Genomic DNA, 24,650 nt, shown 5'->3' on the forward strand with positions numbered 1-24,650 from the left:
ACCCGTTACCACGACACCGGCGACACCCCGATCACAAAACCGTCAGCCTGACCATCAAGGCCCCGCCCCGAACACCGCGACGGGGCCCACGTCACACCGCCTCACCCGCACCCGCGATGACGCCGACATCTCAGCCAGCCTTGCGGTCAACAGCTAGCATCTCAGACGGGACAGATGCGGCCCGTTTCATCAACCGCCGCTGTCCGTTTCCGTAACACGCAAACGCGCCTCAACCGTGACAGATGCGGCGCCGCCGCCTTGCACGGACTGGGCTTCTTCGTCGGTGAGTGGCGCGTCTTGGGCGGTCTTGTCATCGGTGTTGTCTTTGTCGGACATGGTTGTCTCCCGTCGTTCCGGCCGACGCGATGTCAGCCAGTAGTGACTCTATGACTCCGCGTCCATGATCGCCACCGCAGCGCGCTACCAACACCCCATCCCGGCTTTCAGCCGGATCTTCGGTGGCGCTGAGACCTTAGCCTTCAGAGACGAAGGTTTTCTTCCTTGGCCTCCAGAATCCACTCAGACCGGCGAAGGGCGGCGCCGCCTTGCACTGACTGGGCTTCTTCGTCGGTCAGTGGCGCGTCTTGCGCGTCGGACTTGCTGGTGTCTTCTTTGTCGGACATGGTTGTCTCCCGTCGTTTCGGCCGACGCGATGTCAGCCAGTAGTGACTCTATGACTTTGCGTCCATGATCGCCACCGCGGCGGGCTACGAACACCCCATCGCGGCTTTCGCCGGGATCTTCGGAGGCGCTGAGACCTTAGCCTTCAGGGACGAAGAGGTTTTCTTCCTTCCGGCGAACGGCGGCGCCGCCTTGCACTGACTGGGCTTCTTCGTCGGTCAGTGGCGCGTCTTGGGCGGTCTTGTCGTCGGTGTTGTCTTTGTCGGACATGGTTGTCTTCCCTTCGTCGCGGCCGACGCGATGTCAGCCAGTAGTGACTCTATGACTGCGCGTCCATGATCGCCACCGGTAGAGTCGCAGACCCAGACGTCCCCCAAGGTCCACGCAGGTTAGCGCCGCAGCGAGCGGCGATGGCGGTAGATGTGATTGAGTGCCATAGTGCGGCGTCAACCGAAGGTGGTGACTGCTGGTACTCACCGTGCTAGCAGCGCTGAGGCGACCTGGGAGCGGGTGCGGCCACTGCTGCCCGAGTTTGGAATAACGCGAGTCGCGGATCTGACGTGGTTGGACGACATCGGTATCCCCGTATTCCAGGCAGTCCGCCCCAAGAGCAGAGCCCTGGCCGCGTCCCAAGGCAAGGGATTGACGCGCGAATTGGCTCGAGTGTCAGCAGTGATGGAAGGCGTGGAAGGCTTCGCCGCGGAGTGTGTGCCCGTTACGCGAAGCGGACTAAGGGCAGCAGAACTTGGCTTGCCCTACGACGTCGGGGACTTGGCCCGGTCCGGTTACGAGTCGATGGCGCGATCTGTCCGATTGGACTGGACTGCCGCAGTGGACTTGATGACCGGGGCCAGCACCTATGTCCCGGTGGATGAAGTCTCACTGGACTGGACTGTTCGGTTGAGCTGGCGGCCGCCGGTATTCGCCTCCGACAGCAATGGGCTGGCCAGCGGGAACACCTACGAGGAAGCCGTTCTGCACGGCCTGTATGAGCTGCTCGAGAGAGAGGCGCTCGCCGTCGGTGGGCGCGAGACGGTGGGTGCGGCGTCGGTCACCGGGGAGCATGCGTTGACCCTGTTGGACCGGATGACGGCTTCTGGCGCGGATGTCCTTATTGAGTCAATGACGAATGAGATCGGGCTCCCGGCGTTCGCCGCTGAGATGATCGACCCATCGTTCCCTACGTCGTTCGGTGGCTATGGCGCACACTTGGACCCGGATGTGGCATTGTGCCGGGCGTTGAGCGAGGCCGTGCAGTCTCGGTCCACTGTGATCTCGGGAGCACGTGACGACATCAGTGCGTCGACCTACAAGTGGAGCAGCACTGATTGGGTCGCGCGGGACCCGGGCTCAACCATCACGTTCTCAGAGGTCGCTGAGCGCGCTCGCCATCGCGGACTGGTCCCTACGTCTGATCTGGTCGCGGATCTGGCGATCTTGCGGGACTGTCTGCGAAGCTACAGCGAGTCGGTGCTAGTCGTCGACCTCACACCTGCGGACGGCGTTCACGTCGTGAAGGTAGTCGCTCCCGGCTTGACCCCGTATCGGGGGCACTGATCATGGCATCTGGGACTGTAGTGGTATTCGCTGGACCGACCATTGGTCACAGCGGTGTCCGCGCCCTGCTCCCGGCAGCGCGGGTGATGCCTCCAATCGCGGCGGCGGACCTGTGGGACCTCGAGCTGGGCCCGGGCGACACGGTTGCCGTCATCGACGGCTACTACTTCCAGCAGCGGTCGGTGCGTCACAAGGAACTCGTGGCCTTGTGTGACCGAGGGGTCACTGTGGTCGGGGCGGCCAGCCTGGGTGCGCTGCGGGCCGCCGAACTGGAACCGTTCGGGATGATCGGTGTCGGTCAGGTGTTTCAGTGGTACCGCAGTGGATTGATCGAAGGCGATGACGAAGTCGCGGTTGTGCACGGCTCGCCCGCAGAGGGATTCCCGGCCTTCTCGGAGGCGATGGTGACGGTTCGCGCGACACTGGATGCCGCCGTGTCCGCTGGGGACTGCCCGCTGCGGAGCGCCCAGATGATGGTTGCCGCCCTGGTGGCGATGCCCTTCACGGAACGCACGGTAGCTCGAATGCGAGCCAGGGTCGCCGCCGAGCTCGGCCCCGAACTCGCCGAAGAGTTCGCTCGAATCTGGACGAAGTGGCAGGTGGACGTCAAACGCGAGGACGCTGAGACGCTGCTGCGGATGATCGCGCGAGATGAACTTCCCGAACGAGATGTTCGCAGTTTGTCTGCCCATGTGGACGAGACGGACGTCGCCGGAATCTCGCTGTTCCACGGGTGGGCCGCCGCTGAGCGGGGAACGACGGGCGACAGTGGCGCGTTCATCACGGAGGGCCTGATGGTCGCGTGCGCTCGCATGCTCGCCGCCGACTTTCCCGCGCTACACCGGCGGGTGGCATTGGCCGCGGCAGTGCCTTCGGACCCTCCGGACCCTTCGGACCAGGCTGTCCTGTCAGAGCTGCTGACGGCCCGGGGCCTAATTGATCAACCCACCGATATCGCCGCGCTGGTCAATCCGTGGCTGACCGAGGCGGAACGAGACTCTGCCGACACCGTCGAGCAGCTGACGATCTTCCTGGCCCGCACTCACACCGTGCCCTGGCTCACCGAGCAAACGGCGACCGCGATGGACCGCATGGGGATCGCCAAGCACTGGCGCGCGGTGGCCGACCGGGTCGTTCGGCTCAATGCTGAACTGATAGAGCGCCGCCCCAACTTCGACTTCGACCGAGTGCCGGTCGATGATGTCCGGCGGTGGTGCGAGCGACGCTGGCTGGGTGCCGACACCGCCGTGACTGATCAGGAATGGTTGCTGGCCCTGGCTGACCGTGGATTCGTCGACGAGCGCACTTGGCGCGATCAGGCCCGGCGCACCTTCCCGTTCGCCCTGCTGCGAGCCGATCGGTACGAGGACCTGGGGATATTCGATGAGCCCAGGCCGACGGATGCCAAGGGCGATCAGGACAACTCGCCGTCCTTGTAGCCAGCTTCTGTTCTCAGGACAGGCGGGAATGCGGTAGACCATACTGGGCGCGTGCGACCGCGACGCTCCGACCGAGTATCGGCCTGAGCGCGCGGCTGTGGCTGCGACTGAGGTGAGGGCGAATGGGCACACTCTTCCGAGATCGTGCCGCCGCCGGACAGTCGAGCGCTGACACTCTTAACGCCCAGGTGCGGATAGTTCGGCTTCCTGCTTGGGCTGCCCTCTGCTTCGCTTTGCTCCTGCTCGCCGGACTCGCGGTGTGGCTCTTCGCCGGAACGGTCGCGATTACGGTCGGCGGATCCGGAGTTGTGAACAACGCTCCCGCGAACGCGGTGGTTTCCGCCCCAGTCACCGGGTTGTTGACGCGGGCCGCCCCGCCCGTCGGAACGGTAGTGCGTGCCGGTGATGTGATCGGGAAGGTCAAGGAGTCTTGGGAGGATGAGTCGACTATCGTGCCGGTTCTCGCGCCCGTCGCTGGCACTGTGATCGGCATCGGCGCGGGCAGCCACACGGGTGTGTCATATGGCGACTATTTGGCGACGATAGCCCCTGACACGGCTGACCAGATCGGGTACCTGTTCATCCCTGTCGAAAAGGGCGGCGAGTACGTGCAGCCGGGAATGAGCGCGCTGCTCATTCCTGATTCGGCGGAAGCCTCGTCGGAAGGACAACTGCGAGGAAGAGTGACCGCGGTCAGCCCAATTCCCGTCACGCGATCGCGCATCATGTTCATCACGGCCGACCCCGAGTACACGGACATCCTGTTGAGGCAGGGGCCGTCGGTCGAGGTGCAGATTGAGTTGCTGCCCGACCCAGCGAACCCGACCGGATGGGATTGGACTCTGCCGCCAGGTCCCAGCCAGCGACTCGTGTCCGGTGTGTCCACTAATGGAACTGTTGTTCTCGAGGAAGTGAGCCCCTACCGGACGATCTTCGGGAGTTAATGATGGCGGACCTTGATCAGAGCACGGAATCCGCGCCCGAAGCCGACCTGGCCTGGACCATGGACGTTCATGGAAGGCGCGTTTCCGTGCCCACGGTGCTGCAGATGGAAGCCACCGAATGTGGAGCCGCTTGCCTGGCGATGATTCTCGGGCACTACCAGCGCTGGGTTCCGCTGGAGGATCTCCGAGTAGCTTGCGGAGTCTCCCGCGACGGTGCCAATGCCCACAACATGGTGCTGGCCGGGCGTGCTCAAGGGCTGATCGTGGACGGCTTTCGGCGGGAGCTGGAGCAGCTGCCGGATGAGCCCTTCCCGGTCATCGCGTTCTGGCGGTTTTCGCACTTCGTGGTGATTGAGGGGGTGGACAAACATGGTCTGCTGCTCAACGATCCAGCCGTTGGCCGGGTTCGGGCTGACTGGTCCGAGGCCGACCGGGATTTCACCGGTGTCGTGCTGCGAACAGCGCCTGGACCTGACTTCGCTAGAAGCGGTCGGGCACCTAGCGCCTGGCGTGGGCTGGGCCGCCGCCTGGGCGGCACCTGGTCGGCCCTGATCTACTTGACGATCGCCTGCCTAGCGCTGGCAATGCCAGTTGCCTTGGTTCCGATGGCGTTGCGTGCCTACGTGGATCGAGTGGTGATCGACGGCATCACCGACTGGATACCGGCCACTCTCACAACCCTTGTGTTCGCCGGCGCCATGACGTTGTGGCTGACCTGGTGGCAAGGGGCGGTGGCTCGACGATTGGGACTGGCGCTGTCGCAGAATCAGGCGATTGCGCTCGTCCACCACGCATTGCGACTTCCGTTGAGCTTCTTCGTTCAGCGCTACGCCGGAGACACGGCATTTCGAGTTCAACTCGTTGACGAGGTCAGCTTGGTGGCGTCAATGCAGCTGATCCCGGCGGTCGTTGGTTTGGTGACCGCGACCGTGGTTGGAGTGACGCTACTCGTCTACTCCTGGCAGCTCGCTTTGGTTGCCTTGGCGGCGGGGCTCGCTGTTGTCTTGGCTGTGCGCGGTTCAGCGCAGTGGCGCCAAAGTGCCGCTGGCCGATGGGCCCGGGAGCAGGCGGCCTTCTCAGGTTCGCTCGCGTACGGTCTGCGCAGTATCGAGACCGTGAAATCCTCCGGAACCGAGGATGATCTTTTCGTTCTCAGCTCAGGCCGTCATGCCCGCTCGGTCAATGCGCTTACCCGACTCTCGGTGTCAGCGTTGGCGCTAGCGGCTTTGCCGACCTTGACGGCGGGCATCGCGTCGGCGGTGTTCGTATCGGCCGGGGGACTGCTGGTGATGGCGCAATCCCTGTCGCCGGGTGGTTTCGTCGCCGCTCTCGCCCTGCTTCCACTGTTCCTGGGCCCGTTGGGGGCTTGGGCCGGACTCGGCGCCACTTTGCAGCAGGCTCGGGCATCCCTTGACCGTCTTGATGACCTGCTGGAATACCCGATCGATCCCACGTGCGCCGCCAGTGTCGAATCCATCGAAGAGAACGAGGCCACTGGCCGTTCTCGGGTCGCGGATTCAGCGGAACCCAGTTTGGAGTTGCGCAATCTGACCTTTGGCTTCAGTCCGTCGGCTCCTCCACTCATCCGTGACCTGTCGTTGATTCTGAGTCGGGGCCGTCGCGTTGGCTTGGTGGGGATGTCCGGATGCGGGAAGTCCACGGTCGCGCGCATGGCAGTTGGGCTGCTGCAGCCGTGGTCCGGCGAAGTGCTACTGGACGGCGTGCCCTTGCCGCAGGTACGCCGAGATCTTCGGGTGGCTCAACTCGGCTACGTGGATCAGGAGATCGTGTTGTTTCCGGGAACCGTGCGCGAGAACATCACGCTGTTCGATGCGTCCATCACGGATAGGCAGGTTGTGGCCGCCGCCCGAGGTGCGGGCATTCACGAGGAAATCGCGGCGCGTCCCGGATCCTACGACTGTGCGGTATCTGAGGGGGGCTCCAACTTCAGCGGTGGGCAGCGGCAGAGGATCGAGATCGCCCGGGCGGCTGCCGGATCGCCAGCCCTGCTCGTGCTCGATGAAGCCACCAGCGCGTTGGACCCGATGAAGGAGTTCGAGGTGATGGAGGCCCTGGCACAGTCTGGGGCGGGGCTGCTGATCATCGCTCATCGGTTGTCGACGGTTCGCGACTGCGACGAGATCTTGGTAATGGATCAGGGCCAACTCGTTGAGCGCGGAACTCACGAAGAGCTTCTCGCGCGGTCGGGTCACTACGCCGCGATGGTGTCGCTGTGAGCCCTGAACTATTCGGCGGATCTGGCAGCCCGACGTCGGACACCATTCCGCTGGAGGTCGCCGCCGACGCGGCGCTGCGCGAGATCCTGACCCCCTCCGGCATGGACGTCATCCAGGCGTCGGGCTCCGACGTCGTGGACGCACTCGTCGTCGCGGCTGCCGCCAGCGGCTTCCACGTGTCGCCGGCCCGCACGGCCCAGGTCGGTAGGGGCGAACCCACCGATGTGATGGATGCGGCTCGGCGTATCGGAGTGCCGACCCGGGCTGTGGCGCTGAAAGGCCGCTGGTGGCGCAGGGACTCTGGACCGTACATTGTTCAATGCCTTGATGGGCGGGTAGCCGCCGCCGTCCCGCGGGGGAGATCGTACGTCCTGGTTCTGGACGCGCGAGCTACTCGGCTCGATGACGGCATCGCCGCTTCCCTGAGTCCCAGGGCCTGGTCGGTGACCCCGCGGCTACCCGATGAGGCAACAGGACTACGCGAATTGGTCAAAGCGTCGGTCGGAACGAGCTTCCGATCGGACATTGTCATCGCGCTTGGCGCGGCGGTGTGCACCGCTGTGCTTGGTATCGCCGTGCCGGCCCTGTCGGGGTATGTCGTGGGCGACTTGGTGGACCGCGGCGCCGGAGCCCGGACCGTGGCGATCGGGCTTCTGCTGGTGATGGTGGCCCTAGCCGCAGCTGGCTTGATCCTGTTGCAATCGCTTCTGCTTCAGGGGCTTACGACCCGCTTGAACTCCAGGATGGTCGCTGCCCTACTCGATCGGGTAGTCCGGTTGCCTCTGTCGTTCTTCCGCGCCCATAGCGTCGGCGATCTTGTTCAACGCATCCAAGGGCTTGATCAGGTCGGATTCGCGGTTACCACCTCGTTGCTGCGGATCACTTCGGGCTTGCTGTTGGCGGTGTCCGGGTTCGCAGTGATGTTCGTCGTCAGCCCGGCGCTGGCGTGGATGGTGTGTGCTGCGCTCTTCGCCACCGGGCTTGTGGTCGTCACAATCATGTACCGACAGGTGCAAGCGCGGGAGCGCTATGTCGGGCAAGCCCTAGAGCTGTCCGGGACCACGTTGAGCCTGTTCACTGGAATCGCGAAGATCAAAGTCGCCGGTGCCGAGACGCGGATGCAGGCCTTGTGGACTTTGACCTACGCTCGGCAACAACAGGCCGCCCGGGACGCTGCCCGCGGGGTTCAGAGGCTGTCGTTGGTGGCCGCACTCGCACCGGTTCTGGTGACGGTTGTGGTAGTTCTGGGATCGATCCGTGCGTCGAACGGACTTCCGCTGGGGGCCTTCACCTCGTTCATCGCGGCCGCTGGCCAGTCCGCCGGTGCCCTGGCGGCCCTGTTGGGACCCATGAACGTTGTTGTCGGAGCGATCCCGGTTCTCAAGGCGGTCCGGGTGCTTCTGGCGGCGAGGCCAGAACCCCTTGGGTCGGCTGCCGCGGATCCCGTGCTGGAGGGCGGTGTCGAACTGGCGGAGGTGTCGTTCAAGTACGACGAAACCGGACCCGACGTGCTGTCACACGTGTCGCTTCAAGTCGCGCCCGGGGAGTTCGTCGCCATCGCAGGGCCGAGCGGCGCTGGCAAGAGCACGCTGCTGCGAGTCTTGATCGGCCTTGAAGTGCCCACCTCCGGTGAGGTTCTCTTCGACGGCCGACCACTGGAGCGACTGGGTTCGGATTCGATTCGCCGACAGATCGGCGCGGTGGCTCAGTCCGCTGAGCTGGCTAGCGGCACGATCCTGGACAACATCATTGGCGCTTCGCCGCTGACCGAATCGGATGCTTGGGCCGCTGCCGAACTAGCCGGGATTGCCGCGGACATCCGTGCGATGCCGATGGGTATGCGAACCTTTGTCAGCGACGGTGCGGCCACCTTCTCTGGCGGCCAGAAGCAGCGCATCATGCTGGCTCGTGCGCTCGTTCGCAATCCCAGAATTCTGCTGCTGGACGAGGCAACAAGCGCGTTGGACAATCGAACTCAGGCGGCGGTCGGCGACAGCATGCGGGCACTTGGCGCCACCCGTATCGTCGTCGCCCATCGACTGACAACGATCCGCGACGCTGACCGGATCTATGTGGTGGACGGCGGCCGGATCGTTGAGCATGGCTCCTACGAAGAACTGATGCGACGCCGGGGTGTGTTCTTCGCGCTTGCCGCCCGGCAGCTGAGTGCCTAGCCGGGCCTGCTGCCCCTCGGACACACCGCGCCTTCCGGACCCTGTTCCGGTGATCACCACGTGCCCGAATGGCAACCACGGGCGTTCCCGGGCACACTGCTCGCAGGACGCCTGACGAATGGAGGCCACCATGAACAGAAAACGCACCGCGATCGCGGCAGTCGCCGTCGGCATCACCCTGCTACTGGGCGCGTGCTCCAACTCGGAAAGCACCACGCCGACCCCCGAAGACACGAGCCGCGACATAGGCGCCTCACCGGGCACCCAGTCCGAAACCTACCGCAACTGCGAGGGCATCATGCCGGCACCCGGCGTCGACCTGTCCAACTGCGACCTAGCCGGGGTGTACTACCTGGCACGCGCGGACCTGAGCATGGCGAAACTGGACAGGGCGAACCTGAAAGGGACATTACTGTCCGCGACGATCCTGTACAAGGCGGACCTGAGCGATGCGTTCCTGGAGGGGGCGAACCTGAGCTGGGCGGACCTGGAGGGGGCGGACCTGCCGAAGGCGAACCTGGGCAAGGCGAATCTGTTTAAGGCGGACCTGACGAAGGCGAACCTGAGCTGGGCGGACCTGGAGGGGGCGGACCTGACCCAGGCGAAACTGGGCAAGGCGAACCTGATGAAGGCGAACCTGCCGAAGGCGAACCTGCCGAAGGCGGACCTGAGCGATGCGTTCCTGGAGGGGGCGAACCTGAGCGACGCGGACCTGACGAAGGCGAACCTGACCGGGGCGAACCTGACCGGGGCGGACCTGACCGGGGCGGACCTGACCGGGGCAATTTGGATCGATCGTCGGAGTTGCGATCGAGGCTCGATAGGGAAGTGCGTATTGCGGTGACTAGTCTAAGCGCGCCTCGCTGATCTTTGGGTGGCTACCGACTCGGTGACCCCGGGATGAACAACGGGGCATCCGACATCCACGACAGCCGCGCGGCAGCTGATGCCCCGACACCGGACACCCGTATTCCAAGATCACCTCACGATTGCGACACGTGGATCACATTCAATGGTCGATGCGGGATTCAACCGGATCCTCGGCGTTGTATCTGCAGGCTGTGAAACTGTGAGCAGGTTGCCCGCGGATCCTGCACGCCGGGCGGCGGCCGGGCGTGGATCGGACGAATCGGACATACCGGGCGCAGCGGCTCACGGCGGAGCGGCGCGCTGCGACGTCGCACACTCCTGGCGCCCGCCTGTGCCCCGAACGAGGCTGTTCGCGGGCTACGGTGGCGGGGGAGGTCAGATGGAACTCGGCGGTACCCACATGATCTACCGGCGTAGCGGCAAGGGAGATCTGCCGCATCAGCGGGCGGCGCAGAACGCTGCTGGTTGGGTGGGCGATCGCTTCTTCCGAGCGATCGCCAGGGCTGGTCGCCTTCACCCCCAGGCCGACCCGTCGCTGCACGGTGTGGAGGTCATCCATGACCTTAGCTACGCGCCCCCCGGGGACCGGGAGAACTCACGGGCCCACCGGCTCGACGTCTATCGGCCAACCGGCGCGGGCGAGGGGATGCCGACCGTGCTGTACATACACGGGGGCGCGTTCCACTCGTTGTCGAAAGACACGCACTGGATCATGGGCCTTGCCTACGCGCGCCAGGGCTACCTCGTCTTCGTGATCAACTACCGGGTGGCGCCCAGGCACAAGTTCCCGGCGGCTGCCCAAGACGTGGCGCGGGCATTCACTTGGACGGTCGAGCACGCGGCCGACTTCGGCGGGGATCCCCGGCGGGTCGTCGTCGCTGGCGAGTCCGCGGGGGCCAACTTGGCCGCTTCGCTGACGGTCATGGCGTGCTTCGACCGGCCTGAGCCCTGGGCGGCTGACGTATCGGCCACCGGAGTGACGCCGACCGCCTGCCTGCCAGCGTGCGGCCTGCTTCAGGTGTCAGACACCGAGCGGTTCACGCGGAGGCGCAGTCTGCCGGGGTTCATTCGCAACCAGATCGTCAGGTGCGAGGCTGGCTACCTGCACGGTGCGCGCCTCGGATCCGGTGGCGTTGACCTGGCAGATCCGTTGCTTGTGCTGGAGTCGAACGAAGTCCCGACTCGCCCGCTGCCCCCGTTCTTCGCGCTGGTGGGTACCCGCGACCCTCTCCTGGATGACACGCGCCGACTCGAGGCAGCCCTTCGTGCTCGCGGCGCCGACGTCGAAGCGAAGTACTACCCTGGCGGCCTGCACGGCTTTCACGCTGTGCCGATGTTGCGTAACGCTCGGCGATCGTGGAGAGACCAGTTCGCGTTCCTCGACCGGGTCTTGGCGCGCACCTGATGCAAATCCTCTGTTGATCAAGCTCGTTCGCGATCTTCCCCGCTCACGTGATCGCGAATGTCCAAGGTCAACAGAGGATATGCATCATCTGGGCCGGCGCACACCGAGGCTCGGACCGACCACCTGCGTGGAAGGGATCCCAGAAGCTGACCACTCACGATCTGCGGATCGAAGCTTGGTTCCGGGCATGCGCGCGACCCAGGTGAACTTCGACTCGAATTCAGCGATGGCAGCGTGATCGATGCCGGACCGAGCCACAGGCATGAAGCCGGGACGTCCCCGCCGACTAGCGAGTCGCCCGTAAGCTTATCCAGCGGAGCGTTCGTAACTTTCGCAACTGCGTTACAGTGAAAGGGCAAGGACATGCGAGGCAAGGAGGAGCCATGAACGCGACCGACGCAGAGGTCGTTAGTCCTGCGCCCGCTGACGCTGACGAACTGGCCAAGGTTCTCAGCTTCATGGAGGCGCACGAGGCGCGTCACGGCACATCGCCTGAGTCGGCGTTCTACCTGACCGGCTCCGGCGAGCACGATCGTGTGGAACTCACCAAGCAGCTTCACGCCATCCTCAAGCAGGTCGTTCAGGCTCTGAGTCACGGCCAATCGGTCAGCATCCTGACCCGCGATCAGGAGATCTCCACTCAGCAGGCCGCGGAGATCCTCGGCCTGAGCCGCCCCACCGTCGTGCGCCTGATTAGCGAAGGTGAACTCGCGGCCCATGTGCCAGGAACGGTGCGCCGCAAGCTTCGGCTGGCCGACGTGCTCGCCTACCGTGAGGGACTGCGCGCCCGGCGCAACCGCTTCATCGCCGAGGGTTCGGCGGAGTACGACGACGTCGAAGACGACGACGTAACCTCGCTACTCGCCGAGGCCCGTCGCAATCGCTGAGGTTCGCGGGCTCTGGCAAACTCGTCACGTGTACCGCGCCGTCCTCGACACCTGTGCCCTGGTGCCGGGGCTTCAGCGGAACTTCCTGCTCCAGCTCGCAGATGAGGACGCCTTCGCTCCGCTCTGGGGGTCGGGAATCCTCTCCGAACTGGACTACGTCCTTGCGCGCCTCGATCCCAAGCGCGGCCGCGAGGGTAGCGAGGAGCGAAGGCGCCATCTCTTCGAGCAGATGAGTCAGGCTTTTCCCGGCGCTGAGATCAACGCCCCGAAGGATCGCGACTACGACTACGGGCAGAGCGACGCGGACGACGGGCACGTTGCCCACGCCGCCATCATCGGGAAGGCCGACGCGATCGTCACTGACGACACACGAGCGGGGTTCAGATCCTCCTCTGTCCTGATCGACGCGGGGATCGCTATCCTCTGCCCGCACCAGTTCGCCGCGAACACCGTCGCCGAGATCCTCGAGCGCGAACTGTTGAGGGGCCCGTGACTGATCTGGCCGATGCAGTCCTCCCGCTCCTCAGGACACGTGCTGATCTCCACCGCTGGCGTGCCTCGAACGAGCATGGCCGCCAGATGCACGAGGCCGTCGACATCCTCGACGAAGCGATTCCGACAACCGACCCGGCCGAGGTCTACCCCGTCACGCACAAGGCCCTTGCTTCCGCGATCAAGGTCATCACCCGTGCCGACGACTCCAGCGGGATCATTGGCGACGCCTGCCACCGCCTGCTCGACCTCCACCCGAAGGCTGCGGTGGCCGCCCAGGTCCCGGCTAGCAAACTGATCGTCTGGATGATGAAGTTGCGGTTCGCGACGGCAAGGGCCCATTCGACGCCATCGGGTGCGAGGACACCGAGCTTGGAGAGTGGGTTGGCGGCCTCGCGTTCCATCAGAGGAGCACCGCCTCTCGGCGGATGTCATCATCGATCCGCGGCTTGAGTCCGCCGTACTCGACAAGGTCGACCTCGCGCCCGAGGACCTGCTCGATGAGACGCTTGAACCGAATGAACCCAAACGAGGATGTCCCCTCGGGCGCCTCGACGATGAGGTCGATGTCGGAGTCTCGTCGGGCTTGGCGGCGTGCGACGGACCCGAACGCAGCGAGCCTGGTGTAGCCGTGATCGGCGGCGAGAGCCTTGAGGATGGGCGCTGCCGCTTCGAGCAGGACCTCGGGGTGGAGGTCGTCGAGCTGGGGGGCGAACTTGAGCTGCTGACTGACCGCAGGCTGGCTGATGCCGAGCGCGTCGGCGATCTGGCGCTGGCTCATGCCCGTTGCGACCATCGCGCGCAGCGCCAGTACGCGTCGCAGCCGCGCGACTTCTTCGCCGCGTCGGGCGTCGCGGTACTCCGCAGAGAGTGACATAAGACGATCTTATCAGCACGAGGGCTGCTGACGTGTGAGGCAGGCGCAGCTCAGGGCTGGCGTCGCCGGAAGCGCAGGCATGTCGCGGCCGCGGCACCAGACGTCCCGTGCCGCCAGACCGAGGCACGGGAGGTGCGGGTGGATACGTCGAAGCGAAGTACTACCTTGGCGGTCCGGCAGCAGATCGGCATCAGTCTTTCGCGCTCCCGGCCCTCAGGGCCACGACGCTCAGTCCGTTGATGCCTGAGAAGTCGTCAGGGTTCGCGGTGTAGACAGGCATGCTGTTGGCGATCGCGATAGCAGCGATGAGTGCGTCGTAGGCCCTGGCTTTGTGCATGCGCCCAGAGCGGCGCAGCGCGGAAGCCACTTGACCGAAAACGCGTGCGGCGGGAGCGTCGAACGGCAGCGGGTCGAAATCCGACTCGGCTTGTTGGAGGACGCTCTGCCGCCGGGCTCGCTCCGCGGCATCGTCGGTGACCAGCGGTCCGGCCGACAGCTCCGCGAGTGTGATAGTCGTGATCAGTGGCGTCTCAGGTAGAGCTGACGCGTCGCTCAGCGTCGGGAGAGCGATGATCGCGGACGTGTCAAGAATGCCGACGGAGGCACTCATACCGAATCGTCCATGACTTCGGCCATGTCAGCGCGGAGCCGGACGAGATCGATCACGGCGACGTTGCGCCAGCGCTCGATGAGAGCTGGACCGGACAGTGGAGGCCTGGGCAGGGCGGTGAGTTCCATGATGGGCTTGCCCGCGCGGGTGACCGTGACATGTTCACCAGCTAGTACTCGGTCCGCGACAGCTCCGCCGCTGTTTCTGAGCTCGCGAATCGGAACATTGGACACACAGTCAGTGTCTCACATGTGAGACGCCGACAGAGCGCCGTCGCGACGGGTCAGAAACTCGAATTCGTGAGGGAAAGGCGGCGTGAACCATCAAGATCACAACAAGTAGCGGGGGCAGGATTTGAACCTGCGACCTCTGGGTTATGAGCCCAGCGAGCTACCGAACTGCTCCACCCCGCGATGATCGCCACCGCGACTTCGCAAGGATACATGGCCGGGCTCGGGGCCGCCAACCGCCGACTGAGCCTGTCGGTGCGCGGGTCCGACGGGTGTGCGCGGTCAGGCACCCTGCTCGTTGTCCGGTTGCTCCCCAGCGGACTCGTCCTGTGGCTGGCTCGGAGCCTCGCCCGGAGCCGGGCTGGCGTCGGGGTTCGGTGCTTCAACAGATGGTTTCTTGCCCTGGATCTCGGCATTGGCCTTGGCGGCACGGTCCAGAGCGTTCTTCAAAGCCTCTTGGGCCTTGCCGTAGGCGGCGAAGTCGCCCTTGGCCAGCGCCGCTTGGCCGCTGGCGTACGCCTTGGACGCGTCCTCCAAGGCTTGAGCCAGCTTCTGTTGGGCGGTGGACTTGTCGGATTCCTTAGAGGTGTCGCCGGTGACGTTGAATACCCTCGTCAGTGCCTCGTCCACCGTGTCGGCCATCACCACTGCCTGGCCGTAGGACGCGAGCACTTTTTGCAGCAGCGGATAACCCTGTCCCCCAGCGGCAGCCACGTAGATCGGCTCGACGTACAGCATGCCTTCGGCGACCGGCAGGGACAGAAGGTTGCCGGGCACGACGTCTGAGCCGCCCGCGCGCAGCAAAGTCAGTTGGGAAGAGATCACCGTGTCGGCTTCGAAGTTGCTCTGGACCTGGGTCGGGCCGGGAATCACAGTGTTCCTCGGCATCTGCAGAATCTGGATCTTCCCGTAGTCGGGGCCCGGTGTGGAGTTCGCGGCCATGAACGCGGCAAGAGTCTCCCGTCGGCTGGGCGAGAAGGACGTCGTGAGTGAGAAGCTCGGCTCGCGCGCCCCGGGCATCTGAAGCGTTAGGAAGTACGGGGCCTGGTAGGCGCTCGCGCCGGGCTTGGTCGGGTCGAACGGGATGATCCAGACATCTCCGCCTGAGTAGAACGTCGATGGGTCCGTGACGTGATAGCGGCTCACGATCGCTCGCTGCACCTTGAAAATGTCCTCGGGGTACCGGATGTGCTCCAGAACGCTAGGGGGTATGTCGGACTTGGGCTGAACCGTTCCCGGGAAGACACGCATCCACGTTTGGGCCACCGGGTCGGTTTCGTCCCACTGGTAAAGAGTGACCGTTCCGTCGTAGGCGTCGACCGTGGCCTTCACGGAGTTGCGCATGTAGGTGACCTGGGTTCTCGCCTGAGCGGAGATCGACCTTGAGGTCGTGGTGACCGCGTCACTCGTGGCTTCGCTCAGAGTCGTTCGCGATGCGTTTGGGTACTGGTTCGACGTGGTGTAGCCGTCGACGATCCACGTGATCCTTCCGTCCTGCACGACCGGGTAGGGGTGGCTGTCCAACGTCAGCCACGGGGCGACCTTCGACACCCGGTCTCTGGGATCCCGGTCCCACAGGACCCTCGAGTCCTCGTTAACCAGATCGGACAACAGGATGTTCGGGTCTTGGAACTTCGTCGCGAAGACGAGCCGGTTGAACAACCCACCCATGGCGGCGCCGCCTGTTCCCTCATACGTGTTGTTCCGCTGGCCGGTCGGGCTGGAGTCATCCGGATAGTCCAGCTCCTGCGGCGTGGCGCCCGCAGGAGCGCCGACGATGGAGTAGGGCGGCGACATCTCCCCGAAGTACACGCGCGGCTGTTCGATGTCGAGCCTGCCGACCGGCGGCACGTCACGTTCGAAGAAGTCGGGCTTGCCGTCCTTGAGGATCGTGTTGTCGTATGCGGAAACGAATCCGAATCCGTGCGTGTACACGGTCTTGTCGTTGGTCCAGTTGCGCTGGCCGTCAGGAATCCCGGCCTGGTTCAGCTCGCGGACCGAAACGACTGCCCCCTGCGGAGTGCCACTGGTCAGCGGGTAGCGGTCGATGTTCAACGCGTCGGGGAAGGCGTAGTAGCCGCGGATCTGCTGTAACTGCCGGAAGGTCGGGCTGATGATCGCGGGGTCAAGGAGCCGGATGTTCTTCAGAGTCCCCTTGTCCGTCTTCAGGACAGCGTCAGGAGCAACCAGCTTGCCTGGATAGTCCTGGACCTCAGAGCCGTCCAGACCGTACGAGGTGCGCGTGGCGGTGATGTTGTTCTGGATGTACGGGCGTTCCCGCACCTCCTCGGTCGGGCTGACCTGGAAGGTCTGCACGATCGCGGGATAGAGCCACCCGATGACGATGCTCGACAGCACGAGCAACGCCAGCCCGATCAGAGGCAGCGCCCAGCGGCGGCGAGTGGCTCCGATGAACAGCAGGATCGCGACGATCAGTGAGGCGAACATTAGGATGGTCTTACCCGGCAGGATCGCGTTCGCGTCGACATACTTCATGCCCGTGAACCCTGACCCCTGAACGAGTGACTGGCTCGCGGTGGCCAGCTCGAACCGGTCCAGCCAGTATGAGCCTGCCTTCACGATCAGCAGTACGCCCGCCAGTATCCCCAGGTGAGTCTGCGCCGCGGGCGAGATCCCGCGGTCCGACCCCTGGACCCGCAAGCCGCCGTACAGGTAGTGCACAGCTACGGCGGTGACCAGGGAGAGAAGCAGCAAGGCGAACAGGAAGCCCAAGAGGAACCGGAGCCACGGGACCTGGAAGACGAAGAACCCGATGTCAACTCCGAACACGGGGTCCGTTTGCCCGAAATCGCCACCCTCACGCCACATCTGGTAGGTGGGCCATTCGGCTGCCGCGGACAGTCCGGTCATCAGCCCCAAGAACGCGCAGCCTCCTGCGGCCAGGATCAAGCGATACGGCTCCAGGGATGCCCGGTAGCGCTGCAAAGAGACCTGCTCGGGCGTCATCCTGGCGAAAGTCGGCCTGGACCGGAAGGCGATGGCCGCGTTGATGCCGATAACCGCGCCCATCACGGCGCCGAAGACCACGAAGAGACCTATCTGGGTAGTCAGAGTTGTCGTGAAGACCGACGTCTTGTCGACCGAGTCGAACCAGAGCCAGTCGGAGTAGATGCCGACGAACACGATGAATAGCAGCACGAGTCCGCCCAGAACCAGCAGGGTGGGCGCCAGAGCGCGGCTTCGGCCCGGAGGCTCGGCGACGTCGGTGCGACCATATGGGCCGGGCCCGCTGCCTGATGCGCTTCCCGGCATTTCAAACGACATAGCGCCGAGCCTAACGCGCTGTAGGCGACGCGAGAGAGGCCGGGCAAGTCGGAAGCTCATCGCCGGACTGCCAACGTTTGATCGCGTCCACGGCTTCGGACAGGGTCGAGACTGGGACGATGGGCAGCTCCGGCTGCTGGGCTCCCACGACGTCATCGCAGTTACCGGCGGGTGCGAGGAATAGCTGAACCCCGGCTCGGGAGGCCGCCAGGATCTTCTTGTCTATCCCGCCGATCTCGCCGACTTCCCCGTTGGGCTTGATCGTGCCGGTGCCAGCGACCTGGCGCCCGGCGAGCAGGTCTTCGGGGGTGAGCTTGTCGACTATCGCGACGGCCAGCATCAGTCCCGCGCTTGGGCCTCCAATGTCCGGTAGGGAGAGGACCGGCTTGAAGTTCGACACGTACTGTCCCCCGACGGTGATTCCGATGATGGCGCGATCTGAATCGTCGGGGCTGGCGGTCGTCTTGATCGTCTCGTCCAACCTCTGGCCGCCTCGCTCGACCCGCAGGTTTAGCTCGTTGCCTGGAGGGCGGCTGGACACCTGCTTCGCGACTTGTCCGGAGCTGGAAACGCGGTGACCGTCCACTGATCGGATCACGTCGCCGGGTTGGAGCTTGCCGTCGGACGGGGATCCGGGTTTGACGCTGGACACCACGGCGTCGGTCACGGGGCGGTGCAGGTAGTTGGCGGCCGCGGCGAGAGCATCGGATTGGGATTGGCTGAAGACTTGTTGTTCGAGGGCTCGTTCCTCCTGGCCTGGGTCCCCGCTTGGGTACCTCGCCTGGACAGGCAGGACGGTCACGTCCGGTGTGAGTAGTCCCCAGATGGCTGTCGCGACGGAGATGCTCCCGGAGGGCCCGCCGGCCTCAGCGACGGTCGTCATGTCGAGCTCACCGGTCGTGGGGTAAGAGCGGGTGCCCTCGATCTTGAGCACTGGCTCGCCGTCGTGCTCCCCGAGTATGTCGAAGACTGGACCAGGCGCCAGAGTCACGAAAGGGGCTGGGGCGATGACCGCTGTGCCAGCGACGGCGACCAGGAGTATCCAGGCGCTGGCGTACCAGAACTGGCGCCGACTCATCTGTGGGCCTGGGCGTCGCGAGGGACCGGCGTGCGGCGCAGGGCCTTCTCCATCCTTGCCAGACGGCGAGCCCGGTCCGCGGAACTAAGGTCCCGCTTCCGGGACCGCGCAATGAACAACAAGGCGATGAGGCCACACGTCGCAAGCAAGATCGTCGCGGCCAGCCAGACGAGCGGCTCCACGCAGTTCCTCTCGCTCGATCAGACCCACAAGTATGCATCCAGATCCACATGTGGCCAACGCCATCGGCTCGGCCATTCGTGTCCAGCCCGCTACGGGGATAGGTTGATCCCACACCCTGCAGGAGGACGCATGAGCGGCAACTTCCCCTTCGGCTTCACGCCGCCGGATCCGGACAAGCCAGGAGGCGATCCGACCGGCGGTTTCGACATGTCCCAGCTTGGGTCCGCTCTTGAATCTCTCGGGCGGATGCTCCAGTCAGGCGAGACCGGACCGGTGAACTGGGACTTGGCAAGTCAGATGGCCAAACAGCACGAGGCGCAGCAGAGTGACCCGGAGTTGACCGCCGGAGAGCGGTCGGCTGTCGCGGACGCGGCCATGCTGGCGGATCACTGGCTCGACGGGGCTTGCTCGTTCGCCGCGAGCGATGCGGGTGCCGTCGCGTGGACGCGCCGGGAGTGGGTAGACGGCACATTACCGACCTGGCAGGAAGTCATCACGCCCGTCGCCGAACAGGTCCAAGGCACCTTGGGTGGATTGATCGCTGGACAGGCCATGCCGGGAATGGATGAGCAGGCCGCTGCGATGATGGGCCCACTGGCCGGCATGGCCAAACAGCTCGGCGCGGCACTGTTCGCCGCGCAAGTCGGGCAGGGACTAGGGACGCTGTCAGGAGAAGTCCTGTCGGCCAGCGATATTGGCATCCCACTCACCCGGAGTGGCCGACCAACCATTCTTCCCGGCAACGCGGGTCAGTTCGCTGACGGGTTGGGGCTCGATCGCCAGGATGTGCTTCTCTACGTGGCGCTGCGAGAGTGCGCCCACGAACGGTTGTTCACGCACGTCCCGTGGCTGCGCTCGCGACTTGAAGCCGCGGTCGCCGCTTACGCTCGCGGGATCCACGTCGATACCGATCGGATCGAGCAGGCAGTGGCCCAGATCGACCCCGCCAATCCCGAGTCGATGCAGGAAGTCTTGTCCGGGGGCGTGCTTGAACCTCAGGACACCCCAGAGCAGCGCGCGGCCTTGTCCAGGTTGGAGACCCTGCTGGCGATGGTTGAGGGCTGGGTGGAGCACGTTGTTACTGAGGCGGTGGCGGACCGGATGCCGGACCTTGGCAGGTTGTCAGAGGCGATGCGCCGACGCCGCGCTGCGGGTGGGCCGGCTGAGAAGACCTTCGCGACGCTCGTCGGACTGGAGCTTCGCCCCCGAAGGCTCAGGGAAGCAGCCCAGTTCTGGGGCATGGTTCTTACGGCGGAGGATGCCGCTGGGCGTGACGCACTGTGGGAGCACCCCGACCTGTTGCCCGCGGCCGACGACTTGGACGACATCGATGGCTACTGGGAGCGGCGTCAGTCGTCCGAGCCGCTCCAAGTGCCTGAAGATCCTGGGGCCGCAGGCGAGTAGGCGTGCTGTCCGATCTGATCAGGTCGTCAGTTTGTACTTGCCGTACCGCCGTTTGACGAAGAATCCGGCGATGCGGTTCGTCATGGACGGCTTGCGGGCGAAGTCATCGATGTTGGCGGCGATCCAGTCCGCGACCGCGACCGGCGCCTGTCCGGTGACCCGGGCGACTGTGTCCGTCACCAGGTCCGCGTCGCCGTTCCGCCAGGCGCGCAGGTGACACAGGACGTTGATCTCGAGGGCACGCATGTCGGGGTAGGCGCCGTGCTCGAGCAGCATCTTCGCGAATTCGTCCTCGGGCAGGTCGTAGTAGGGGATGGGCCGATGTAGTGCGTTCGAGAACAAGGCGGTGACCTCAGCCATGTCCAGCGCAGCGGGGCCGGTGCACTCGAGGTTCTCTCCCTCGTGCCCCGCCGTCGTGATCACCGTTGCGGACACGCGGGCGACATCGGCCAGCGCGACGAGACCGACCCGGCCCCTCCCGCTCATGCCCATGACAGCTCCCATCCTCAGCTGCGAGGCGAACGGCGCCAGCGATGTCTCCATCACGGAGTTGGGAGATACGAGCGTCCAGGGCAACCCTGAGTTCTTCAGATGGTTGATCGACTCCACGTGCATCGAGTCGAGCGAGTCGCCATGATGGCGCACGGCCCCGTAGATGGCCACGATGTGGGGTGCGCCGCCAGCCCGTGCTGCGTCGACGACGGCGGTTTCCCGTTCCGCGATGTGCCCATCCATCGGCGATGAAAGGTACACATGTGTGACGTCTGTCAGAGGCGCGACGAGCGAGGCCGGGTCATCCATGTCCCCTTCGACGACTTCGATGTTGTTGCCTGACAGCTTGAACTTCGACCGGTCGCGGACCATCGCTCGCACCTGGATGTCGTCGCGGTTGGCGAGTTCGGCGACGAGCGCATGGCCGAACATCCCGTTCCCGGTTGTCACGAGCACACGTCGGGTCATGTGTCGTCCTCCTGATCGAACTGTCGGCCGCGTGCCACCAGAACTAAGGCTGAGACGTACTCTCCGCTACGGGTAGCCGCAAGGCCCCAGGCGCGCTGGCGGGGACGGCCGGGGAGTTCGGCGGGACAGGGTCGACCCTGCGGTACGGCTCACCCTGTTCGGGACGCGGGTCGGCCTCGCCGCGGTTGGGCCACATGGCGAAGGCACGCTCGGCTTGCGCCGTGATCGTCAGCGAGGGGTTGACCCCGAGGTTCGCTGTCACGGCCGCTCCGTCGACGACGTGGAGCCCGTCGTAGCCCCAGGCCCTGTGGTACGGGTCGATGACACCGGTCTCGGGTGACTCCGAAATAGGCGCTCCGCCGATGAAGTGGGCGGTCAGCGGGGCCGAGATGACTTCACCGAAGTTCCCACCAGGTATGCCGTCGACGCGCGCGGCCATCCGGCGTACCGCGTCGTTAGCGGCTGGGATCCAGCTCGGCGAAGGCTCGCCCATCCCCTGCTTCGACGTCAGCTTCCAACGTCCAGATCGGGTCTTCTTGCTGTAGACGGTCAGCGAGTTATCAACCGGTTGCATGCAAAGCGCGATCACGCTGCGCTCCGACCATCCGCGGATCCCCGCGTACAAGCCCACGAAGTCCCTGGGCCGCTTGGCGACGGTCTTGACCCATGTCTTCCAACGAGGAACGCCCGGCTCCTCGTCAGTCATGACAGTCCCCAGCAGTCCCATCATGTTCGAGCCCTTGCCATACCGGACCGGCTCGATGTGAGTGTGAGGCTCGGGGAAGAACGACGAAGTGATCGCTACGCCGCGCGTGAAGTCGCGACGCCGGTCACGCGAGATCGCTCCCAGCAGGCTCTCGGAGTTCGTGCGCGAAAGCTCTCCCAGCGCTGGGCTCAGCGCGTGCAGGTGTCCTTCGTCCTTCATCCTGTGCAGCAGCTTCTGAGTGTTGAAAGTTCCCGCGGCGAAGACGACGTGCTCGGCTGAGAACTCCCGGCGACCCCGCTTGGGCAAGATCCCCGTGCGTTCGCTCTCGACGGCGAACCCCCCACCGGGAAGCGGGCGGATCGCCCGGACCGTAGTCATCGGGAACACTTCAGCGCCAGCGTTCTCGGCGAGCCAGATGTAGTTCTTGGCCAGGGTGTTCTTCGCGTTGTTCGGGCATCCGGTCATGCATGAGCCGCACTCCCTGCAGCCGTTGCGTTCCGGGCCCGCCCCTCCGAAGAAGGGATCTGGCGACTTCACTCCCGGCCCGTCACCGAAGAACACCCCGACTGGAGCCATCCGGAAGGTGTGACCAGCCCCCATCTCATCCGCCACGGCCTTCATGATCTCGTCGGCTGGCGTCATGTGCGGGTTCTCGACCACGCCCAGCATCCTGGCGGCCTGGTCGTAGTAGGGAGCCAGCTCGGTGGACCAATCGGTGATGCCACTCCACTGCGGGTCGTCGAAGAACCGCTTCGGAGGCACGTACAGCGTGTTCGCGTAGACGAGAGACCCTCCGCCGACCCCGGCTCCCGCAAGGATGATGACGTTCCGCAGGAAGTGCATCCGCTGGATTCCCGTCATGCCCAGCCTGGGTGCCCACAGGAACTTGCGAAGCCGCCAGGATGTCTTCGGGAAGCTGTAGTCGTCGAACCTGCGGCCCGCCTCCAGCATGCCGACGCGGTAGCCCTTCTCGGTGAGGCGCAACGCCGCGACCGAACCGCCGAATCCGGATCCGATCACAACCGCGTCGAAGTCGAACGAGTCCATGCTTGCCCTCCCAGGCTTCGCCGAGCCCTACTTCAGGCCAAGCCGCTTCATTATCCCTATGGAGACCGTCAGCGCGTTGCCCCACTGCTCGTCGCTGAGGCCGAACTGAGCTCCGAGTCCGAGCAAACGCTGGTTGGCGACTGTCTGCGACTCGGTGTACTTCAGAAGTCCCTCGTCGCCGTGTCTTCTGCCCATGCCCGAGTCGCCCATGCCGCCCATGGTCGAGGTGTTGCTGCCGAAGGCGGCCGCGTACCCCTCATTGATGTTGACGGTGCCGACCCTAAGGCGCTGGGCAATGTCGTGACCGCGCTTCCAGCTCCTTGTCAGGACGGAACCGTTCAGGCCATACTCAGTGTCGTTTGACGCCGCCACGACCTCGTCATCCGTGTCGAACGGGTACACCGAAACTACTGGGCCGAACGTCTCCTCCCGGTAGACAGTCATACCGGCGGTGACATCGGCGAGCACCGTTGGCTCATAGGCGTAGGGGCCAAGATCGGGGCGAGCCTTGCCTCCGGCGAGGACGCTGGCTCCCTTCGCGGTGGCGTCGTCCACGTGGCTCTCGACGGTCCGCAGCTGGCCCTCCGATATCAACGACCCCATGTCGGCTCCCCAGCCGACGCCGACTTCGAGACGCATTCGCGCGACGCGGGGGATGAACAGGCTGAGGAATTCGTCCCAGACTGACCGGTGGATGTACATGCGCTCGATGGAGATGCACAGCTGCCCAGCGTTGGCGAAGCAGGCGCGCACAGCGACCTCGGCCGCCCGCGGCAGATCGGCGTCGTCGCACACGATCAGCGCGTTCTTGCCGCCCAGCTCCATTGAGCAGCCGATCAGGCGCTCTCCGCAGGCTGCGGCCAGAACCCGGCCAACCCGTGTGGAGCCGGTGAACATCAGGTAGTCGCTTTCGGCGACGATCGCGGGTCCGAGTTTGGACCCGGCTCCAACAACGATGCTCATCACGTCATCGGGAAGTCCGGCTTCGCGCAGGAGTTCCAGAGCCCAAAGGGCAGTCAGTGGTGTCTGGGAGTCAGGCTTCAGGACCACGGCGTTGCCAGCCAGCAGAGCTGGCAACGCGTCAGTGATCGCGAGTGTCAGGGGATAGTTCCAAGGCGCGATGACGCCGATTACGCCCTTGGGATGGTGGAATTCGCGTACCCCGACGACGAAGGGGAGGACGCCGCGGTGGCGTTTGGGTCGAAGCACGCGCCGACCGTCTCTGCCGTAGTGCCGGGCCACGATGCAGACGTCGAGGATCTCCTCAAGGGCGTCGCGGCGAGCCTTGCCGGTCTCCTGTTGCACCAGGTCGAGTCCCTCGTCGCGGTGCTGCAGCACTAGATCGTGGAAACGCAACAGGACCGAGGCGCGGTGCGCGACGGTCGACTCAGCCCACGCCCGTTGCGCGCGGCGCGCGAACCTGAATGCTTGGTTGACGTCCTCCACAGTTGACACGGGCACATCGGCCAGATGCGCCCGGTTGATGGGTGAATTGATGCTGAGGTGTTCACCGGAGGTCCCGTGCACTCGTCGCGTCAACCGCCTCACCAGACTGGGTTCAAGAGTTGACTGCTGGGAAACGACCGTACTCACCGGACCTCGCTCTCACCGTCGACGCTGACCTCGGACCTAGAGTAGGGGCAG

22 protein-coding genes and 1 tRNA gene are annotated in these 24,650 nt (G+C 64.9%); 10 read left to right on the top strand and 13 right to left on the bottom strand.

Annotated features, from left to right (window positions below; genetic code table 11):
• Positions 1-189 precede the first annotated feature (189 nt).
• From Q8P38_00490 to Q8P38_00500, 3 genes are all read right to left on the bottom strand, one after another.
• Positions 190-336: a hypothetical protein gene (locus tag Q8P38_00490; protein ID MDP4013092.1), complete on the bottom strand. Its 147-nt coding sequence runs from the start codon at positions 334-336 to the stop codon at positions 190-192.
• Between the two features lie 143 nt (positions 337-479).
• Complete coding sequence (locus tag Q8P38_00495; protein ID MDP4013093.1) at positions 480-623, bottom strand: hypothetical protein; 144 nt, start codon at positions 621-623, stop codon at positions 480-482.
• Between the two features lie 136 nt (positions 624-759).
• Positions 760-891: a hypothetical protein gene (locus Q8P38_00500; GenBank protein ID MDP4013094.1), complete on the bottom strand. Its 132-nt coding sequence runs from the start codon at positions 889-891 to the stop codon at positions 760-762.
• 189 nt (positions 892-1,080) lie between these two features.
• On the opposite strand from Q8P38_00500, the gene Q8P38_00505 reads away from it, so the two are divergent.
• The 9 genes from Q8P38_00505 (at position 1,081) to Q8P38_00545 (ending at position 12,627) form a co-directional block, all read left to right on the top strand.
• On the top strand, positions 1,081-2,178 hold the full coding sequence (locus Q8P38_00505; protein MDP4013095.1) for a YcaO-like family protein: 1,098 nt from the start codon (positions 1,081-1,083) through the stop codon (positions 2,176-2,178).
• Positions 2,179-2,180: 2 nt separating this feature from the next.
• Positions 2,181-3,617, top strand: a complete 1,437-nt coding sequence (locus Q8P38_00510) for a TfuA-like protein (GenBank protein ID MDP4013096.1) — start codon at positions 2,181-2,183, stop codon at positions 3,615-3,617.
• Between the two features lie 122 nt (positions 3,618-3,739).
• Positions 3,740-4,561 (top strand): HlyD family efflux transporter periplasmic adaptor subunit, encoded by an 822-nt coding sequence (locus Q8P38_00515; GenBank protein ID MDP4013097.1) that lies wholly within the window; start codon positions 3,740-3,742, stop codon positions 4,559-4,561.
• Positions 4,562-4,563: 2 nt separating this feature from the next.
• Positions 4,564-6,798, top strand: coding sequence for a cysteine peptidase family C39 domain-containing protein (locus Q8P38_00520; protein ID MDP4013098.1), 2,235 nt, complete (start codon positions 4,564-4,566; stop codon positions 6,796-6,798).
• Positions 6,795-8,972 (top strand): ATP-binding cassette domain-containing protein, encoded by a 2,178-nt coding sequence (locus Q8P38_00525; GenBank protein MDP4013099.1) that lies wholly within the window; start codon positions 6,795-6,797, stop codon positions 8,970-8,972. Before Q8P38_00520 ends, Q8P38_00525 begins: the two co-directional genes overlap by 4 nt.
• Before the next feature lie 130 nt (positions 8,973-9,102).
• A complete protein-coding gene (locus Q8P38_00530) occupies positions 9,103-9,816 on the top strand; it encodes a pentapeptide repeat-containing protein (GenBank protein ID MDP4013100.1) in 714 nt (237 codons plus the stop codon).
• 405 nt (positions 9,817-10,221) lie between these two features.
• Positions 10,222-11,247 (top strand): alpha/beta hydrolase, encoded by a 1,026-nt coding sequence (locus tag Q8P38_00535; protein MDP4013101.1) that lies wholly within the window; start codon positions 10,222-10,224, stop codon positions 11,245-11,247.
• Between the two features lie 383 nt (positions 11,248-11,630).
• The gene (locus Q8P38_00540; GenBank protein MDP4013102.1) at positions 11,631-12,134 is read left to right on the top strand and encodes an excisionase family DNA-binding protein; all 504 of its coding nucleotides are present in this window, start codon (positions 11,631-11,633) and stop codon (positions 12,132-12,134) included.
• 28 nt (positions 12,135-12,162) lie between these two features.
• Positions 12,163-12,627 (top strand): PIN domain-containing protein, encoded by a 465-nt coding sequence (locus Q8P38_00545; protein ID MDP4013103.1) that lies wholly within the window; start codon positions 12,163-12,165, stop codon positions 12,625-12,627.
• Between the two features lie 145 nt (positions 12,628-12,772).
• On the opposite strand, the gene Q8P38_00550 is transcribed toward Q8P38_00545, so the two are convergent.
• The 7 genes from Q8P38_00550 to Q8P38_00580 all read right to left on the bottom strand — a co-directional run bounded on the left by Q8P38_00550 (position 12,773) and on the right by Q8P38_00580 (position 18,706).
• The gene (locus Q8P38_00550) at positions 12,773-13,030 is read right to left on the bottom strand and encodes a hypothetical protein (protein MDP4013104.1); all 258 of its coding nucleotides are present in this window, start codon (positions 13,028-13,030) and stop codon (positions 12,773-12,775) included.
• Positions 13,030-13,503, bottom strand: a complete 474-nt coding sequence (locus Q8P38_00555; GenBank protein MDP4013105.1) for a nucleotidyltransferase domain-containing protein — start codon at positions 13,501-13,503, stop codon at positions 13,030-13,032. Before Q8P38_00555 ends, Q8P38_00550 begins: the two co-directional genes overlap by 1 nt.
• 190 nt (positions 13,504-13,693) lie before the next feature.
• The gene (locus Q8P38_00560) at positions 13,694-14,113 is read right to left on the bottom strand and encodes a type II toxin-antitoxin system VapC family toxin (GenBank protein MDP4013106.1); all 420 of its coding nucleotides are present in this window, start codon (positions 14,111-14,113) and stop codon (positions 13,694-13,696) included.
• On the bottom strand, positions 14,110-14,346 hold the full coding sequence (locus tag Q8P38_00565; protein MDP4013107.1) for a hypothetical protein: 237 nt from the start codon (positions 14,344-14,346) through the stop codon (positions 14,110-14,112). Before Q8P38_00565 ends, Q8P38_00560 begins: the two co-directional genes overlap by 4 nt.
• A 106-nt stretch (positions 14,347-14,452) precedes the next feature.
• Positions 14,453-14,526 (bottom strand) — tRNA-Met (locus tag Q8P38_00570).
• Positions 14,527-14,625: 99 nt separating this feature from the next.
• Positions 14,626-17,628: a UPF0182 family protein gene (locus Q8P38_00575; protein ID MDP4013108.1), complete on the bottom strand. Its 3,003-nt coding sequence runs from the start codon at positions 17,626-17,628 to the stop codon at positions 14,626-14,628.
• A gap of 10 nt (positions 17,629-17,638) precedes the next feature.
• Entirely contained in the window at positions 17,639-18,706 is a 1,068-nt protein-coding gene (locus Q8P38_00580) for a PDZ domain-containing protein (GenBank protein MDP4013109.1), read from the bottom strand.
• 312 nt (positions 18,707-19,018) lie between these two features.
• Between Q8P38_00580 and Q8P38_00585 the strand changes: the two genes are divergently transcribed.
• On the top strand, positions 19,019-20,293 hold the full coding sequence (locus Q8P38_00585) for a zinc-dependent metalloprotease (GenBank protein MDP4013110.1): 1,275 nt from the start codon (positions 19,019-19,021) through the stop codon (positions 20,291-20,293).
• Positions 20,294-20,311: 18 nt separating this feature from the next.
• Here the strand turns inward: Q8P38_00585 and Q8P38_00590 are convergent, their stop codons facing one another.
• The 3 genes from Q8P38_00590 to Q8P38_00600 are packed head-to-tail and all read right to left on the bottom strand — an operon-like array spanning position 20,312 to position 24,599.
• On the bottom strand, positions 20,312-21,253 hold the full coding sequence (locus Q8P38_00590) for an NAD(P)H-binding protein (GenBank protein MDP4013111.1): 942 nt from the start codon (positions 21,251-21,253) through the stop codon (positions 20,312-20,314).
• A 43-nt stretch (positions 21,254-21,296) separates the two neighbouring features.
• Positions 21,297-23,006, bottom strand: a complete 1,710-nt coding sequence (locus Q8P38_00595; GenBank protein ID MDP4013112.1) for a GMC family oxidoreductase — start codon at positions 23,004-23,006, stop codon at positions 21,297-21,299.
• A gap of 27 nt (positions 23,007-23,033) precedes the next feature.
• Complete coding sequence (locus Q8P38_00600; protein ID MDP4013113.1) at positions 23,034-24,599, bottom strand: succinic semialdehyde dehydrogenase; 1,566 nt, start codon at positions 24,597-24,599, stop codon at positions 23,034-23,036.
• Positions 24,600-24,650 lie beyond the last annotated feature (51 nt).

The organism is Candidatus Nanopelagicales bacterium, from assembly GCA_030700225.1.
Classification (GTDB): domain Bacteria; phylum Actinomycetota; class Actinomycetes; order S36-B12.

What these genes read in the sequence shown, in the direction of transcription:
- Q8P38_00490 (MDP4013092.1), bottom strand. Translation starts at nt 336, where the DNA reads ATGTCCGACAAAGACAACACCGATGACAAGACCGCCCAAGACGCGCCA.
- Q8P38_00495 (MDP4013093.1), bottom strand. Translation starts at nt 623, where the DNA reads ATGTCCGACAAAGAAGACACCAGCAAGTCCGACGCGCAAGACGCGCCA.
- Q8P38_00500 (MDP4013094.1), bottom strand. Translation starts at nt 891, where the DNA reads ATGTCCGACAAAGACAACACCGACGACAAGACCGCCCAAGACGCGCCA.
- Q8P38_00510 (MDP4013096.1), top strand. Translation starts at nt 2,181, where the DNA reads ATGGCATCTGGGACTGTAGTGGTATTCGCTGGACCGACCATTGGTCAC.
- Q8P38_00515 (MDP4013097.1), top strand. Translation starts at nt 3,740, where the DNA reads ATGGGCACACTCTTCCGAGATCGTGCCGCCGCCGGACAGTCGAGCGCT.
- Q8P38_00520 (MDP4013098.1), top strand. Translation starts at nt 4,564, where the DNA reads ATGGCGGACCTTGATCAGAGCACGGAATCCGCGCCCGAAGCCGACCTG.
- Q8P38_00530 (MDP4013100.1), top strand. Translation starts at nt 9,103, where the DNA reads ATGAACAGAAAACGCACCGCGATCGCGGCAGTCGCCGTCGGCATCACC.
- Q8P38_00535 (MDP4013101.1), top strand. Translation starts at nt 10,222, where the DNA reads ATGGAACTCGGCGGTACCCACATGATCTACCGGCGTAGCGGCAAGGGA.
- Q8P38_00540 (MDP4013102.1), top strand. Translation starts at nt 11,631, where the DNA reads ATGAACGCGACCGACGCAGAGGTCGTTAGTCCTGCGCCCGCTGACGCT.
- Q8P38_00550 (MDP4013104.1), bottom strand. Translation starts at nt 13,030, where the DNA reads ATGGAACGCGAGGCCGCCAACCCACTCTCCAAGCTCGGTGTCCTCGCA.
- Q8P38_00555 (MDP4013105.1), bottom strand. Translation starts at nt 13,503, where the DNA reads ATGTCACTCTCTGCGGAGTACCGCGACGCCCGACGCGGCGAAGAAGTC.
- Q8P38_00560 (MDP4013106.1), bottom strand. Translation starts at nt 14,113, where the DNA reads ATGAGTGCCTCCGTCGGCATTCTTGACACGTCCGCGATCATCGCTCTC.
- Q8P38_00575 (MDP4013108.1), bottom strand. Translation starts at nt 17,628, where the DNA reads ATGTCGTTTGAAATGCCGGGAAGCGCATCAGGCAGCGGGCCCGGCCCA.
- Q8P38_00580 (MDP4013109.1), bottom strand. Translation starts at nt 18,706, where the DNA reads ATGAGTCGGCGCCAGTTCTGGTACGCCAGCGCCTGGATACTCCTGGTC.
- Q8P38_00585 (MDP4013110.1), top strand. Translation starts at nt 19,019, where the DNA reads ATGAGCGGCAACTTCCCCTTCGGCTTCACGCCGCCGGATCCGGACAAG.
- Q8P38_00590 (MDP4013111.1), bottom strand. Translation starts at nt 21,253, where the DNA reads ATGACCCGACGTGTGCTCGTGACAACCGGGAACGGGATGTTCGGCCAT.
- Q8P38_00595 (MDP4013112.1), bottom strand. Translation starts at nt 23,006, where the DNA reads ATGGACTCGTTCGACTTCGACGCGGTTGTGATCGGATCCGGATTCGGC.